This window comes from Fibrella forsythiae (assembly GCF_017353175.1).
GTDB lineage: Bacteria > Bacteroidota > Bacteroidia > Cytophagales > Spirosomataceae > Fibrella > Fibrella forsythiae.
The window spans coordinates 264,094-279,934 of record NZ_JAFMYW010000004.1 but is presented as its reverse complement, the minus strand read 5'-3'; the positions used below and the strand labels follow the sequence as shown (position 1 = coordinate 279,934).

Here is a 15,841-nt window from a genome sequence, read left to right as displayed (position 1 = left end):
AAGGTTGCGTTTGAAAAAAGCAACGGCGACAAATTTACAAAACGAAAGGGCGCGGACAAACCTGCCCGCGCCCTGCGCACTAACTCATTTCCACCAATTACTTGGCCGACCCCTTTTTAGGTGCAGGTTTCGCGGCTGGTTTTGCCGCCGGCTTAGCTGCCGGAGCCGGAGCGGTTGGATTCAAGAATTCTTTTGCGTCCTTATCGTTCGGATCTAACTCAAGCACCTTGTTGGCATACTCTTTTGCCTTTGCATCGTCTTTTTTGGCGATGCTGTTATTGATCAGATAGCGATACGCTGTGATCAGGTATTTCCGGTTCTGCTCACGAGTTGTGGCGCCCGTTTCTGGGTTTGCCTGTGCAGCAAGTGCCTGCTCAATGAATTTCTCATAGAGAGGAACTGGCGCTCCACTTGCTAACGAAGCATCACGACCATTAGCGAAGTAATTCGACTGTGCCCGATAATAATAGGCCAGTGGGTACGGTGTGCCAATTTTCTCTGCATTTTCTGCAAGACGAGCAAATGATGAGTCAGCCTGCATAAAGGCTAATTTGCGGGCCGCAGTCTGCTGTGCTGTATCGGCAATGATCTTTGGCACCTGTAACCCATAGTTGTAGTACGACAAACCTAATTTCAGGTAATCGTTGTTGCTTGGCTTTTTATCGGTGCTAATAGCCTGCTGTAGGTACGTTGCCGCCTTATCATAGCGTTTGCCAGCATAATACCGGTCAGCTACCTCTTTGTAGAGGTTCTCCGTTGTATCACTCGGTGCCGCTTTCAACAGGTTAACGATGCTCAGTGAGTCACCTTCAGGCGTACCTAATTGGGCCTGAGCACGACCCAGATATTTGTAATCATCGAAGATTACTTTCTGGGGAGCTGTGCTGATAAATTTATTTAGTGACTCAACGGCAACATCGTTTTTACCCAAGGCGAAGCTCGACCAGCCCGTCATACGGTCAATGATCGGGTCTTTAACCTGGCCTTTCAGCTTATCGAGGTAATCGAGCGACTTCTGGTGATCACCCGCCAGGAAGTAATACTTTGCTACGTTCAAAAGCAATTCGGGATCTTTCGTACCACTCTTCTGCACATAGGTATCGTAGATTCCTGAGGCTTTCTTATACGCTTTCGAACCAACTAGCGCATCAGCATACGAGCGGTAGGTAGGTGCGAATTCCGGGTCAGCAGCCAGGGCTTTCTCGAAAAATTCCTGAGCAAGTTTATACTGCTTACTGCGCAGGTACAACTGACCAATTTTGGCGTTGGATTCGGCTTTCGTCGTGTTGTTTGCTGCACCAGCCAGCGCCCCGTCGATTACTTCTTCGTAACGGCTTACAGCTGGTCCGCCTTCATTCCGCAGGGTATAGGCATCACCCATCGCCATTGGAATTTCAACGTTCTGATTCTTCTTGTCTAAAACTTTGGCGCGCTCCAGCAACTCAATGGCACGTGCAGGGTCGTTGGCTCCTTTGTCGCCTTCAAACAAGGTGTACATTTCACCAGCCCGGAACAATACGTCGCCGTTTTTGCCCTTAGTAGCTGCAATAGCCTCGTCTGTTTTGGCTTTGGCCGTAGCCAAGTCTTTCTTGGTCAGGGCAACACCTGCCAGCCCAACGTTGTTGAGTTGGTTTTTAGGGTCTGCCGCTATTCCTTTTTCGAAAGCCGCTTTTGCTTCATCAGGCTTTCCTGTTTTGAGGAGGAAATAACCTAGATAAAACTGATTGTCGGCGGTCGGAGCCGTAGACGCCAATTGCTTGAACGTTTGCTCCGCCTTCGGAACGCGCTCAGCTTCAAGGTCTTTCAGACCTGATGCAATATCCTGAGCGGTGGCTGGTACCAACGTTGCGGCCCCTAAGAACAAGGTGGCCAGCAGGGCGTTTTTGGGTTGGTTCATTCGCATTCGTAGGTTGTTAAAAAAACGAAGGTTGCTTTAATCATAAAACAAACCGCAAAACTAAAAAATTGCGTCTAAACAGAAAAAATTGACTGCTCATCTGAAGCGAACTTCTCTATTATACGGTACTTGAGGCCAAAGCCCCAATTTTTCAATTAGTAAACTACCAGCGTCCCGAATCAGGTAATTGGTAAGTCCACTGCCTAAACCAGGGTGTGCTTCACGGCTCAAAATATACACATCACGCCGTAAAGGATAGTCTTTTAATCCTAAAGCTTGCTGAAAAGGCTGAAAATAATCAGCCCGTGAACCTGGATTCTCTTTTTCAGAAAGTCCAACAACCCGGATATTTTTTGACAGCTCTGCCGAAACAGGGCCATCGCCATCGCTAATCCAGTTGACGCCGATAAAACCGATGGCGTCTGGATGCTGCCGAACATACTCAATAACGCCCCGATTCGAGTTGGCGGTTGTAATGCGTAATCCGTCGAGGGCTTTCACACCAAACTTGGTCAACATATAATCCAGGTTACTCGAGTTAGGGTTATCAAAAACCAGGGTTACCGGTCCGGTCTGATTCCCCCCCTTCAACTGCGACCACAGGGTAATCTGTTTGGTAAATACCCCCCGTAATTCGGCCACAGTCATCAGCGAATCTGCATTAGTCTTGTTGATGATCAGGGCTACACCGTCTGTTGCAATCCTAGTGGCCGAACCAACAATCTTATGCTGATCCAGGCCGCGCTGTTCATTTGCATTCAACTTACGCGATACAATACAAATCCGGGCTTTGTCTTCAAGCATTAGACGTATTGCCTCCCGCTCTGGTTTAAAGACTAGCTTAAATTTTGTTCGCGGATAGAGCAACTCATACGTCCGCGTAATTTCTTCGGTCAACGGCTGATACGATTCGTCAGCCGCGACGGTAATCTGACCCTGCGAAGGGCTGTCCAGCTTTTTCTCTTCTTTACACCCTGATACTATGAGTCCAAGGGCGAAGAGGCTAGACAAGAGATGTGTGCGTGAGATCACTCGTATTGGCGATAAGACAGAGAAACCGCTGCCTGTACACCCGTTAGATGCCCTGACAACGGTTTTTCCATACTAGATAACAAAAAAGTACGCAAGCTATTGATCACGAAACTGTTGAAAAGCCCGAAAGCCCCGAAAGGCACCGTAAACAAGTAACAGAATAGCCAGTGCGTAGCGCAGCGGGCCTTCTAAAGCGGCGATCCCAAAAGACTGAGAGGAGGCTATCAGTGCGATGCCTCCTCCCAGATATGCGACCGATGCCAAAACCGACAAGTAAAGTCGAAGCGTTTCAGCAATGCGATTATTGTCGCGGTTCATGCTTATTCCAACTGGAAGCTAATTGGCAGGTTGTATTTTACCCGGACTGGACGGCCAGACTGCTTACCTGGTTTCCAACGTGGCATTGATTTTACAACCCGAACGGCTTCTTCATCTGTACCAAAGCCAAGGCCTTTCAGAACTTGTGCGTCGGTGATTGATCCGTCTGTATTTACTGTGAAGCTGACAAACACCTTACCCGAAATGTTGGCCCGTGAGGCCGCTGCTGGGTACTTGATATTTTTGCTTAACCAGGCATACATGGCTGATTGACCACCAACGAATTCCGGGTTTTGTTCTACCACCGTAAAGACTTCGTCGTCTTTAGGAGCAGGTGCTTCAACCACTACTTCGGCTTTCGATGGACCAGCAGATTCTTCTGGTGCAGCAATTACTTCTTCAGCATTTGGGTCACCTTCCTGTGTCTTCTCGGCAGCTACGGCTTCTTTCAGTTCTTCAACCGCCGGAGGTGGCGTTTCTTCAGGAACCTCTTCGTCAGGTTTTACTTCTGGCGGAAGGAATTTAACCGTGTTTACCTTCGGCAGTTCAACCGGTGGTGGTGGCGGTGGCGGTGGCTCGTTCGGGTCGATTGGCGGCGGTGGCAGCTTCATCAGATCCACTTCAACCATAGCCTCTTCCGTTTTTTCTGGAGTTAGAATGTCGAGCAGCGTTGGTGCAAATAGGGCCAGCGCTGTAATCGCCGAACCGATAATAAGTGCACGGGTAACAACTGCAGGATATCCTTTCCGTAGGGCATAGGCACCATAGGCCTTATTCCGGTCTGCGAACACGATATCATCGAGTGTCGCCTGATTTGGGTTTTCTGCCATGGGTCTAGATCTCTAATTTTACTTTGTCTTTCAACAGCGCTTTCTCGTCGTCTGTCAATACATCAACCAGCGCATACCGCTTGATTTTGATGATTGCCATTTCGTCCAGAATATCTACCATGTTTTTGTAAGTAGATTCCTTCGTTGGCTTCAGTACCACCACGAACTTGTCGGCTGGGGCTAACTTCGCGCTTTCCTGAATCGCTTTACGAAGGTCATATCCCATCGAAACAGTTTTTACTTCTGGATCTTCCGACGCAGCTTTACCCATGATGTAGTAAGCTTTGTTGTCTTTTCCCAGGAAGACCGTCATTACGTTGGAGGCCTTGAGGGGCTCCGTTTCTTCTTTCTGTGTTTTATCCGGTACGTTCAGCGTCATCGATGATGGTTTGCTGAGGGTGGTAGCCAGAATGAAGAAGGTAATCAGTAGGAATCCGAGGTCAACCATCGGCGTCATATCGACGCGGGTTGAGGCTTTCTTGGACCGTACCTTACCACCATCATGCTTACCACCACCACCACCGGTGTTAATTTCTGCCATGAGAAAAAATGTTTTAGGTGTTTATCTCTTTCAACTTTTTATCTGTTCATTGGATGCGCCGAAGTGGCGAATTCCATAAATCAGCTCAATTAAATTAGATAAACCACGTTTTTGTTAGTCTGCCTTCCAGCCTGCTGGTGGAGCTTCCGTACCGGTGATTAGGTTGAACTTGTTGATGTTCTGAGCCTGAAGGGTAGTCAGAACGTTCTTGAAGTTCGTGAACTTGGCCAGATTGTCACCCTTGAGGGCAATCCGAAGGTCGTTATTAGCTTTACGGCTATTATAAACCCAGTCTTTGAGCTCGTTGGTTGGGCCTGCACCCGTCGTATCGGTTGGAATACCGGGTTGCTTTACCTTCGCCTGCTGTTCTTTAGGCAGGCTGAGGTATGACTTCAACTGGGCGATAGGCATACCGAAGTTGCTCATCAGCGCAAACTCTTTCTTCTCCTTGTCGCTGAACGTGATGCCTTTTGCGGCAGCTACGTTTTCGAGCATGGCGATACGAGTTGGCTGGCCATCGACACCGAAGTATATCTTGCCTTCTTTGTCTAACGCGATGGTCATGATGTCTGTATCAGGCACTTTGATCGACGAGATAGACGAAGGCGTTTCGATCGCGGCAGCATCCTGCGACCGGAACTGCGCCGTCAGGATAAAGAAGGTGAGCAGCAGGAAGGCTACGTCACACATCGCTGTCATATCGACCGATGAACTGGCCCGTTTAACTTTAACTTTTGGCATTGATTTGATCCGTTAAGGGTAGGCCCACCCGTCTGAGCGGGCCACCCGTGTTAACTAACGTCAGAAGCCGGCTTAGTTATGCGCAGCAAAGTTCTGCTGGATGCTCAGGCCGATTTCGTCGATGTTGTAAGTCAGCGTATCGATCCGGCTCGTGAAGTACGAGTACATGATCGTTGCGATAGCCGCTGTACCGATACCGATAGCCGTGTTTACAAGGGCTTCAGAGATACCGGTCGACAGGGCACCCGTGTCAGGCTGGCCAGTTGCACCCATGGCCGCGAAGGCACGAATCATACCAAGTACCGTTCCGAGCAGAGCGATCAGGGTAGATACCGACGCCAGCGTAGCGATGATCGTCAGGTTTTTCTCCAGCATAGGCAGTTCCAGCGTAGTCGCTTCTTCAACTTCTTTTTGAAGGGCAACCAGTTTCTGCTCTTTGTTCAGTTGCGTGTCTGTAGCCAGTTGCTGATACTTCAACAGGGCTGTTTTTACTACGTTACCGATCGAGCCCTTCTGCTTGTCGCACTCAGCGATAGCCGCTGAAACTTCATTCCGGTCGAGTTGGCTTTTTACTTTGCGAACGAAGTCATCGATAGAGCCCGAACCGTTGGCACGGCCGATCGTGATAAAACGCTCAATTGAGAAAACGAATACGCAAAGGAAACAAGTGAACAGAATGGGTACAATAAAACCACCAGCGTAAACGGTTCCAAAGTAGTCACCAGGTAGGGGTAACTTGTCGTGATCGCCATCCTGGAAGTGCTTGCCATCGCCAAAGATGAAATGGAAAACCAATTCAGCGATGATGAACAGAATCGGGATAACGAATACTGGGTTCAAACCACCTGACGATTTCTTCGGTGCGGCTGCCTTAGCGGGTGCGGGGGTTGCAGATTGTGTCTTCATTGAACTGTGTACTGTTGGGGTTGAATTGAAAGTTAGGTTTTGAACGTAAAAAAAGTGAAAATTTTACAACTGTGGCGTTTCGGGAAATAAAATTCCGGTAAAGCCCACTAAACACGCTTACAAATCTACGTTTTTTCTGTCCATATACAGATACGATACTATTGTAAAAAAAATGTGAATTGTAATTTTCTCACTATTTCATTGGACAAAATCCCTTAAGCAGGAACCCAGTCTGTGCACTTTATAGATTGACTGTCAGGGCGATGTCAATATCTCATAAAGAGGGTAGTAAAATACAAGTAATTGTATTTTTGGGGGAGCGCGTCGTTGCATACTTTAATCGAGTAGTCTTTACCTAGTCTATTACCTTTGATTTTTAATAGATGCAGCCCCCGGCATTTTTGCATAACACACTGTTTGAATTCGGGTAGAGGTTTGGTATTGATACTTCCCCTGCCTGTTTAGTTAGATTGATTTTGATGAGTTGTCTTCGCTTTTTCCTGCTGGTTTGTGTGTTGTTGGGCGGTTATACGTCTGCCATGGCTCAATTATCTGTTCAATTTCCGACAAGTCGATTTGTGACGCAACGGGGAGTTGATAACCAGGGTAAACTCTATATAGCAGCCCGATTGACCGAAGCGGCAGATCGGCTGGAAGCACAATTAACGCCTGTTAGCGCGGGACAGGGAACGGCTACAGCATGGCAACTGATACAGGTAAATCCGATTGCCGGCGTTGTTATAGGCTCAATAAACGGAGCTGGTGGGTGGTACGTGTTGACCGTTCGTGCTGTTCGCAATGGCGTAAGTATAGCAGAAGCTACAGTTCAGCCGGTGGGTATTGGCGAGGTATTTATTACGGCCGGGCAGTCGAACTCGCGTGGCTTCGGTATTGGTGATAACGATTTGGGAGCATTCTCTGATCGGGTAAGTTCAATCGATACAATCAACCATTATTATCCACAGGGATTTCCTGCCTTGCTTTCGTCGGGCGATCCAATGCCTTACGCTACCTATACACCATTGACTGCCGGTAAGCGTGTATTTCCAATGGGAGAGAGTTCGTGGGGCTGGGGCGAACTGGGCGATTACATCGTGAACCGGTTCAACGTACCTGTCATGTTTTACAATGCCGGCTGGGATGCGTCGACTATCGATAACTGGAGCAATACGGCGAAGGGGGTTCCCGGCTGTAATCTCTTCTATTGCGTTGTTAACTGGCCCAACCTACAGCCATACACCAACCTACGTCAATTGATGAGCTACTACGGCGCAACAGGGGGCTTCCGGGCGGTGCTTTGGCAACAGGGCGAATCAGAGAATGCTCGCCCATCAACCATTCCCCTATACGCAGCCCGTCTCGACTCATTGATCCGGAAAGTTCGGCAGGATTTCAATAATCGGTCAATGCCCTGGGTGGTTGCGCGGGCCTCATTTACAGGGCAGGTGACCAATCCGGATGTTGTTAACCAACAACTACAGGTAATACAGACCCCAAACTTTAATGTGTTTCAGGGGCCACTCAACGACACAATTATGAACCGCCTTGGCGGTAATGTAGACGTGCATTTTGGCAACGTGCTTCGCCCGTCTCCGCATCCAAGATATTACCTGGTTCCCCAATCCATACCTGCCAATATGGGGCTGTCGCGGTTTGCCCGTAATTGGAATAATAGCCTGACGGATTCTTTTTTCCAGACGGCGTCGCCCATCCTGCCGGTTTTGTTTGCAGGAACCGGTACCGTCACGGCAACTGGCGGTAGTAGCTTCTCGGCGGGCGATAGTGTGCAGGTGGCCTTTACACAGTTGGGTACGTTCAATGCGGGAAATCAATGGGATGTGCAGATTCTGGATGCTAAAGGGCGTTTCAGGGCAACTGTGGGTCGTGGCAGTGTGTCGCCTGTCTCTGTACGCTGGCCAGATTCGCTGAACGCAGGCGCCTATCGGGTACGTGTGGTGTCAACTAATCCGATCGTGGCTGGAGCGCCTACTCCCTTTATTCAGGTATTTTCCAGAGCAGATCTTGAGCTGATGGGGGTGGCGCATCGGCGGGTGTTTGCGGTAAATGACACTACCACTATTTTTCTTACCGTGAGAAACAATAGTTCTGCTCGTGCGCTGAATGTAGGTTGGATATGCCGCCTGCCGCCAGCTATGAGTGCAACAGCCCTATCGGACAATGTAGCGGTTGTGAATGGTGTGGTGTCAGGTACGTTGCCTGTGCTGGAGCCCGGGCAGCGGATAACAAATGCGTTTCGTGTTAAGGCCACTGCCGATGGAACATACCGACTAGCAGCCGAAATCGACCGGAGCGATAATCTGGATCCCGACAGTCAGCCAGGATCGGGAACCGGCGACGGACAGGATGATACGGTTCAGCTCGACGTCAGGGTAGGAACGGGTGCAGGTACGTTTGACTCACCAAACCCTAATCAAAAACCCCTGCCTGCCGTTCAGAGCAGTCAGCCAGTGCCTGTGGCCAATTTAGCCGACCTCAGCCTGCGAATGCAGGTGAGCACTCGTACGCCACGGCTCAACGATCTGGTAAGTTATACTCTGATCATCAGTAATGTGGGAGGCGCAACAGCGACCAATATCAATACCACTGCTTACCTGCCTACCGGTGTACAGTTTGTCGACAGTGATACAATGGGGCCGGGTGGTGGCGGTATTACCGGAACTACGTTATCCCTATCTCCAGGGGCATCCAGTTCGATCAGTTTTAGGGCGCGAGTAACAACCACCGGCCCAAAGCAGGTTCAGGCACAGGTACGTGTTGCTGCCCCCGGCGATCCAGACAGCACGCCCGGTAATGGCTACCCTGTATCGAACGGAGAAGATGACGAAGCTACCGTTGATTTACGGGTTCAATGAAGCTGCTGCTGGGTCTGTTCACGATGATCTTAGCCTAACTAGTGTATGGGCTCGGGCTATGAACACATAAGTAATAGGTGCACCTGATTCTGCGTGAACTGCTGATCGTCAACGAATAATAGATTTCCGTCGATTAACTACACTACTTAATCCAATAATATAGGAAAAGCAATGTAGTCGGCCTACCTATGATTTCTAAACGAGAAACGATATGTTCGATTCAGAAGAATTCATGGAAGAGGCCAGGGCACAGGTCTGGATTAGGTCTAAGTCAATGCCTCATAAAATTGGTACAATGGTCTGGTATACCGGAAGGAAAAAGCTTATCGGTGGACCCAAGCAGTTTGTTAAGTCAGTAGGAAGTGCTGTGCCTGTCCCAGTTGTAAGCAGTATAATTAATGCGGCTATTGGGGCTGGCGTTGATAAAGTAGCCGCTGCCCGCCGGAGAGCGAAAATTGAAAAAGGTCGTGGAGTAGCGCCTAAGGAGGATTCTACCTATACGGGTAAATTAAGAACAATTGCCAAGCATGAGGCAAAAGGACTAAAAGGGGTTGTGGAGAAAATCGATTCTAATTTTCCTAAACTTAGAGACTCGAAATCTACCCTTGTCAATCACATAGCGATTGTAAACAATGTAGACCCTCCTACAAAAGCACAGTTATGGAGTGTGGCTCTGGCAATCTACGAGCGTGAGCGGTACGAAGATAAATTAGAGTTGCAACTGGAAGCGGCACGAGCGGCCCTCGCCGCAATTGACGAATACGTAACGGCAAGTCGTAATGAGACCGCAGAAATAGAAGCTCAGTTCAGAGTTAAGTTATTGGAGGCAGAGCAGGGTCTGGATGAAGTGTCGGGTTCACCGCTGCTTTTGCACAACAGACGTAGCGACCAGTAAATGGCGGGTCTTTCTCACAGCTAAGGATACCCCGGGGCATCAGCTGTGAGAAAGAGCCATTCAGGCAAATTAAGCTATTTCGGCAGTCTGTTTGCGTTTCTTGCCACCCCGGCGGGCCGTATGTGTTGTATTTCGATTGAAGAAGCGGTAAATGATCGGGAAGATAAGGAGCGTAAGAATTGTGGCCGTAATCAGGCCGCCAATTACTACAATCGCCAGTGGTTTCTGAGTTTCAGAGCCGATGCCACTACTTACGGCTGCCGGGAGTAGCCCGATGGCGGCCATCATGGCGGTCATTACTACTGGCCGGATGCGCGACTGTACCCCATCGGCAATAGCCTGATCGAGGCTCATGCCTGCCTTCAAGTTGGCGTTAAAGACGGATATCAAGATAACGCCGTTTTGTACGCAGATGCCGAACAGCGCAATGAAGCCAACTCCTGCCGATATGCCGAAGATGGTACCTGTAGCGTGTAGGGCCAGAATACCGCCAATCAAGGCAAATGGTACGTTAAGCAAGACTAGTCCAGCATCTTTGGCATTGCCGAACAGAACGAACAAAATAACGAAAATGGCCATAAGGCTCAACGGCACCACCTGACCAAGCCGCTTTGAGGCACGTACCTGATTCTCAAACTCACCAGTCCATTCGGGCTCGTATCCTTTCTCGAACTTTACCTTTTCGCGGACCCGGTGTTGCGCATCGGCAATCGTGCTGCCGAGATCGCGCTCACGGACCGAGAATTTCACGCCGATAAACCGCTTGTTCTTATCACGATACACAAAGGCCGGGCCCGTAAGCGTCTTGATTGTCGAAATTTCTTTCAGCGGAATCTTATCCCCCCGAATGGTTGGCACCATCAACAGGCCAATATCTTCCTCATTCTTGCGGTAATCGGGCAGGTACCGAACGCGAATGTCGAACCGTTTTTCACCTTCGTATAACTGTGTGGCCGTTTTACCACCAATTGCCATCTCAATCACGGCTTCCGCATCGCCCACACGGACACCGTAAAAAGCCATTTTTTGCTTGTCGACGTAAATGCTGAGTTCGGGTTGACCTACGTTTCGCAGAATACCGACGTCTTTGATGCCGGGTACGTCGCGAATGGCCTCAATGACTTGGTTGGCGTACTTGTCTAGTTCGGCCAGATCGCTGCCAAAGATTTTGACGGCGTTACTGGCGTTCATACCCGCCACGGCTTCGGCTACGTTGTCGATGATGGGTTGCGAGTAGTTATAATTGATGCCCTGAAACTGCTTCAATTTGGCATCCATTTCTTCAATCAGCCCGTCGGTAGTGATTTTACGAGCCCATTCCTTTTTGGGTTTCAGGTTCACCTGCATCTGCACATAGTAAAACCCTGAGGGGTCGGTACCGTCATTTGAGCGCCCCGTTTGCGATAGTACGCCCCTCACTTCAGGAAACTCCATGAGCTTACCCCGCAAGGTATGTACCATTTTCACGGTCTCGCCGAGCGATGAACTCATGGGCAACTTAGCTTCTACCCATAGCGCTCCCTCGTTGAGTTGGGGCAGGAATTCGGTACCCAGTAAAGTTGCTGAAGCAAAGCTCAGGCCCATGAATACCAACGCTGCCAGCATGCTGGTTTTCTTGTGGGCGTAAGTCCAGGTGAAGCCGCTGGTAATGGTTCGGTTGAAGAAGTTAACGATGAAGTTATTCTTCTCCTTTACGTTCCTGTTTAGCAGCATCGAACATAATACCGGCACTAATGTCAGCGTAAAAATCAGCGCGCCGAGCAGGGCAAAGCCGAGGGTCCAGGCTAATGGGCTGAACATCTTGCCTTCCACTTTTTCAAACGAGAAAATAGGGAGCAAGGCCGTGATAATGATCAGTTTTGAGAAGAAAACGGCTTTGCCGAGTTCGGTGCCTGTTTTGCGGATCAGCCCAAGCTTTGCCAGCTTGTTGAAGCGCTCCATACCGACTTTATGCGCTTTATGATCGAGCACCACGAAAATGCCTTCGACCATTACCACGGCACCGTCGATGATAATGCCGAAATCAACGGCGCCCATCGAGAGCAAGTTGGCCGACATGCCCCGAAGGCGCATACACAGGAAGGCAAACAGCAGCGCGAGTGGAATAATAATGCTCACAATGACCGTGGTGCGCCAGTCGGCCATGAACAGAAATACAATGACGGTTACAAACAGGATGCCCTCGGCGAGGTTGTGGAGCACTGTTTCGGTACAAAACGTCATCAGGTTATCACGGTCATAAAACGTTACCATCCTGACGTCGTCGGGCAGTATTTTGTCGTTCAGCTCTGCAATTTTTTCCTTAACACGCCCTAATACTTCCGACGGATTTTCTCCCTTCCGTTGCACGATAATACCTTCAACAACGTCGTCGCTTTTATTGAGCCCCACCTGCCCTACACGCGGCTGATTCGACTCGATAACGTTGGCTACATCGCGAACCAGAACGGGCAACCCCCCCTGCTCGTCGACAATGATGTTGTTGATATCGTCGATGTTGTTTAACAGACCAATGCCGCGAACGACATAAGCCTGTCCGTTCTTCTCAATGACATCGCCACCTACGTTCAGGTTGTTCTGGGTAACGGCGTTATATACTTCGGAAGGGGTGATGCCGTACTTCTGCAGCAGCAGCGGGTTTACGCTGACCTCGTACGTTTTTTCGCGCCCGCCAAATGCCACAATATCGGCCACACCCGCCACAGCCCGTAACTGACGGTCAATGACCCAGTTTTGAATAGTCAGCAACTCGCGGGTATCACGGGTGGGTGACGTTAGGGTATAGCGGAAAATTTCGCCGGTTGGGCCATAGGGTGGTTGAATATCGGGCTCTACGCCTTCGGGTAGCGATACCGTGCGAAGCAGGTTGTTGACCTGTTGCCGGGCGAAGAAATCCTCGACATCATCTTCGAAAATAATCTTCATGACCGACAGCCCGAACATAGTGATCGATCGCACGTTGGTTTTGCGCTGCACCGAGTTCATAGCCACCTCGATCGGTACGGTTACAAACCGTTCCACTTCTTCTGCGCTGCGGCCGTTCCATTCCGTCACCACGATAATCTGGGTGTTCGTAACATCGGGAAACGCCTCAATAGGCGTTTTCAGGTAGCTGATGACCCCTGCTATCGTGAGCGCACCCACCATGAAAAACACGAAAAACCGGTTCTTCAGGGAAAACGTGAGGATCGACTTGATGAAATTATTCATACGAAAATGAGTGAGCAGACAGCGAATGAGCGAATGCCTGGCCAGCCTGTACAGACCGAGGTCAGTATTCACTCATGCACTCATGTACTCTTTCTCTTATTAGTCGTTTAGCGCGTCATAAATCAGTAACTGCGACTGGGTAATGACCTTATCACCCGCCTGTAAGCCACTCTGGATATAAGCGATATCGCCCAGCGAGCGGTATACCTGCACCTCGCGTGTATCGATGTGCGCCCGGTCGTGGTAGACCATCACAAATTGCTTGTTCTTGTCGAAAATGAGCGCGCGGGCGGGAATAGTCGGCATTGATCCGCCTTCGTCGAACGCCAGCAGTACGGTGGCGTTCATGCCGGGTTTGAGCTTCATCTGCTCGTTGGCCAGCCGCACACGTACCTGCATGGTTTTGGTTGCCGGATCAAGCACGTTATAAATTTTGTCGACAACGCCCCGGAATACCTTGTCGGGGTAACTGAGCGTACGTATCTGAGCGGGAAGGCCCAGACGAATCTGCCCGATGTCTGATTCGTTGACGTTGGCCATCACCCAGATTTCGTTCAGCTGCGAGATCGTGAATACGGCATTGGCATCATCAGACCGGAGCTGCATGCCCCGATTGATGTTCTTTTCCAGTACATACCCTGAAATGGGAGCTTTCACCACTGATTGCGACCGATTATCGGCTCCATAAATCTGTAAGACTTCGCGCAGACGGGCCAATTCGGCCTGTTCGCGTTCTACCTCTTTCCGGGCGGCAATAACGTCACGCTCTGAACTCAGCTTATCGGTGAAGAGGTCCTGCGCTACCTGTAGATTTTTCTGGGCAAGCCGAAGCTCGGCCTGCGCCTGCGCCAACTCGCTATTATAACCGGCTACCTCGCTCGATTGAATAATGGCCAGCGTTTGGCCTTTCGTTACGAAATCGCCAAGCTCGGCCCGCACGTCGCGCACATTTCCACCAACCAGCGGAAAGACCCGAATCAGGCGGTTCTCGTCAGGAACTACGCGACCGATCAGCCGGAGCTGACTGCGGATCGGGGCGGCTACAACGGCTTCGGTCTGAAGCCGACTAGCCATCGTATCGGTTAGCGTAAAAGCTGTTTTGGGCGCTTCTTCGGCTACTTTCTGTTCTTTTGAACAAGCGGCCAGCGACAGAGCAACAACTAGAAAATATGGTTTCATGACTAACAGTTACTTGAAGAGGTCTGTGCCTATTACGTAGGTAAGTTGTTCGTAGGCAGTAATACGGTCGGCCCGAAGGCGGTTGAGTTGGCGGACGTTTTCCAGGTACGTTTCGAACAAGTCGACAAACTCGATTAGGGCGATGTTGCCTTTCTCGAAGTTCCTCAATACGTTCTGGCTCAACTCATCGAATTGCGCCGGAAAATTCGGATCGATGCTTTGGAAGGCGGTGTTGGTCTGCTGAATTTGTTCCAGTGACGCCCGAACTTCGTTTTCAACAATCGTTTGCTGGGTACGTTGCCCAAGCCTCGCGAATTGCCCCTGCGCAATGGCTGACCGAATGTTGCCCTGATTCCGGTTGAAAACGGGTAGGTCCATACCAACCGTTACGCCCAGGTAATTGGTAACATAGCTGGCATTCTGGTCGTAAAGTGCCCCTATGCGCAGGTCGGGGCGGGCCAGGGCTTTTTGTAGGTTCACGTTGGCATCGGCCTGCTGAATGGCTACGACACTTGCCTGCAGGTCGGGCCGATTATCGTAAGCCATCGCCACGGCATTCTGAAGCGTGGGCAGCGGCCGGTTGTAACGGGCCGTATCGCGCACGGCCAATACAGGGCGGATAGACTGTGTGGTCTGTAGCAGGATGCGTAAATCGCGTTGCTGGTCAATAAGCTGATTTTGCAGTTCTAACTGGTCGTTGGTTAGTTGTAAAAGCAGGGCTTTCAAACGGACCAGCTCTTTCAAGGCTACATTGGTCTTGGCATATTGGCGTTCAAATGCGGCTATCGTTTCGGTGAGCCGAACGCGGCGCTGGGCGTATACCTGTAAGGTATTGGTTGTGAAAAAGACGGAGAAAAACCGGCTGTGTACATCGAAGCGCAGGATACGCAGCAAGTCGGTAAATTGTAGTTCGGTAAGGCGGGCCTGTTGAGCAGCCACCGCCACCCGTTTACTGCGTTTGCCTGCTAAAAGAATGGTTTGTTGAACGGCCAGGGCTTTTTGGCCATTACTCCCCACATCAAATGCCTGCCCAAGGGTTGGATTGAAGGCGTTGAATTCAAGCGATACAATCGGGTTTTCATAGAGTTGTGCCTGAACTATCTGGGCTTGTGCAGCTTCTATCTGAAATCGCCCGGCCAGCGCCTGGAGGTTATGCTGAAGAAACAAGCTATCTGCCTGAAACAAGGTGAGTGATAACGTATCCTGCGCCGTTGCTGCCGTTGTAGCAACTGTAATACTTACGCCCAAGAAGAGGGCGACTAACTTACCAATCATGTTTAGCGGATAAAATGCTGCTTTTAACCTCTCTAAAACATAGAAAGAGCAGACTCTAACTAATTCAAAACGTACTTATATGTAGGTATAATCTGCATCGGGCAAGGAAGTCCACATATAATTACAAATATCATTTTTCTCAAA

Annotated in this window: 12 protein-coding genes; 2 read left to right on the top strand and 10 right to left on the bottom strand. The window is 49.9% G+C overall.

Translation table 11 applies throughout. The features are described from left to right. Window positions 1-97: 97 nt before the first annotated feature. The 7 genes from J2I46_RS15245 to J2I46_RS15215 all read right to left on the bottom strand — a co-directional run bounded on the left by J2I46_RS15245 (window position 98) and on the right by J2I46_RS15215 (window position 6,265). On the bottom strand, window positions 98-1,897 hold the full coding sequence (locus J2I46_RS15245; RefSeq protein WP_207329900.1) for a tetratricopeptide repeat protein: 1,800 nt from the start codon (window positions 1,895-1,897) through the stop codon (window positions 98-100). 96 nt (window positions 1,898-1,993) lie between these two features. Next, window positions 1,994-2,908, bottom strand: a complete 915-nt coding sequence (locus J2I46_RS15240; protein WP_229379778.1) for a PstS family phosphate ABC transporter substrate-binding protein — start codon at window positions 2,906-2,908, stop codon at window positions 1,994-1,996. 117 nt (window positions 2,909-3,025) lie between these two features. Further along, complete coding sequence (locus tag J2I46_RS15235; protein ID WP_207329899.1) at window positions 3,026-3,247, bottom strand: hypothetical protein; 222 nt, start codon at window positions 3,245-3,247, stop codon at window positions 3,026-3,028. Window positions 3,248-3,249: 2 nt separating this feature from the next. Further along, the gene (locus tag J2I46_RS15230) at window positions 3,250-4,077 is read right to left on the bottom strand and encodes an energy transducer TonB (RefSeq protein ID WP_207329898.1); all 828 of its coding nucleotides are present in this window, start codon (window positions 4,075-4,077) and stop codon (window positions 3,250-3,252) included. 4 nt (window positions 4,078-4,081) lie between these two features. Beyond that, a complete protein-coding gene (locus J2I46_RS15225; RefSeq protein WP_207329897.1) occupies window positions 4,082-4,618 on the bottom strand; it encodes an ExbD/TolR family protein in 537 nt (178 codons plus the stop codon). A 114-nt stretch (window positions 4,619-4,732) separates the two neighbouring features. Beyond that, a complete protein-coding gene (locus J2I46_RS15220; RefSeq protein ID WP_207329896.1) occupies window positions 4,733-5,359 on the bottom strand; it encodes an ExbD/TolR family protein in 627 nt (208 codons plus the stop codon). A 72-nt stretch (window positions 5,360-5,431) separates the two neighbouring features. Then, a complete protein-coding gene (locus tag J2I46_RS15215) occupies window positions 5,432-6,265 on the bottom strand; it encodes a MotA/TolQ/ExbB proton channel family protein (RefSeq protein WP_207329895.1) in 834 nt (277 codons plus the stop codon). Window positions 6,266-6,804: 539 nt separating this feature from the next. On the opposite strand from J2I46_RS15215, the gene J2I46_RS15210 reads away from it, so the two are divergent. Next, window positions 6,805-9,138, top strand: coding sequence for a sialate O-acetylesterase (locus J2I46_RS15210; RefSeq protein WP_229379777.1), 2,334 nt, complete (start codon window positions 6,805-6,807; stop codon window positions 9,136-9,138). A 211-nt stretch (window positions 9,139-9,349) separates the two neighbouring features. Beyond that, a complete protein-coding gene (locus J2I46_RS15205; protein WP_207329893.1) occupies window positions 9,350-10,033 on the top strand; it encodes a hypothetical protein in 684 nt (227 codons plus the stop codon). Between the two features lie 69 nt (window positions 10,034-10,102). Here the strand turns inward: J2I46_RS15205 and J2I46_RS15200 are convergent, their stop codons facing one another. From J2I46_RS15200 to J2I46_RS15190, 3 genes are all read right to left on the bottom strand, one after another. Then, the gene (locus J2I46_RS15200) at window positions 10,103-13,243 is read right to left on the bottom strand and encodes an efflux RND transporter permease subunit (RefSeq protein WP_207329892.1); all 3,141 of its coding nucleotides are present in this window, start codon (window positions 13,241-13,243) and stop codon (window positions 10,103-10,105) included. A 99-nt stretch (window positions 13,244-13,342) separates the two neighbouring features. Next, complete coding sequence (locus J2I46_RS15195) at window positions 13,343-14,422, bottom strand: efflux RND transporter periplasmic adaptor subunit (protein ID WP_207329891.1); 1,080 nt, start codon at window positions 14,420-14,422, stop codon at window positions 13,343-13,345. Window positions 14,423-14,431: 9 nt separating this feature from the next. After that, entirely contained in the window at window positions 14,432-15,697 is a 1,266-nt protein-coding gene (locus J2I46_RS15190) for a TolC family protein (RefSeq protein ID WP_207329890.1), read from the bottom strand. Window positions 15,698-15,841 lie beyond the last annotated feature (144 nt).

Bases quoted from the DNA above. Each gene is read 5' to 3' on its own strand.
- J2I46_RS15230 (WP_207329898.1), bottom strand. From the start codon at position 4,077: ATGGCAGAAAACCCAAATCAGGCGACACTCGATGATATCGTGTTCGCA.
- J2I46_RS15225 (WP_207329897.1), bottom strand. From the start codon at position 4,618: ATGGCAGAAATTAACACCGGTGGTGGTGGTGGTAAGCATGATGGTGGT.
- J2I46_RS15210 (WP_229379777.1), top strand. From the start codon at position 6,805: ATGGCTCAATTATCTGTTCAATTTCCGACAAGTCGATTTGTGACGCAA.
- J2I46_RS15200 (WP_207329892.1), bottom strand. From the start codon at position 13,243: ATGAATAATTTCATCAAGTCGATCCTCACGTTTTCCCTGAAGAACCGG.
- J2I46_RS15205 (WP_207329893.1), top strand. From the start codon at position 9,350: ATGTTCGATTCAGAAGAATTCATGGAAGAGGCCAGGGCACAGGTCTGG.
- J2I46_RS15215 (WP_207329895.1), bottom strand. From the start codon at position 6,265: ATGAAGACACAATCTGCAACCCCCGCACCCGCTAAGGCAGCCGCACCG.
- J2I46_RS15220 (WP_207329896.1), bottom strand. From the start codon at position 5,359: ATGCCAAAAGTTAAAGTTAAACGGGCCAGTTCATCGGTCGATATGACA.
- J2I46_RS15190 (WP_207329890.1), bottom strand. From the start codon at position 15,697: ATGATTGGTAAGTTAGTCGCCCTCTTCTTGGGCGTAAGTATTACAGTT.
- J2I46_RS15235 (WP_207329899.1), bottom strand. From the start codon at position 3,247: ATGAACCGCGACAATAATCGCATTGCTGAAACGCTTCGACTTTACTTG.
- J2I46_RS15245 (WP_207329900.1), bottom strand. From the start codon at position 1,897: ATGAACCAACCCAAAAACGCCCTGCTGGCCACCTTGTTCTTAGGGGCC.
- J2I46_RS15195 (WP_207329891.1), bottom strand. From the start codon at position 14,422: ATGAAACCATATTTTCTAGTTGTTGCTCTGTCGCTGGCCGCTTGTTCA.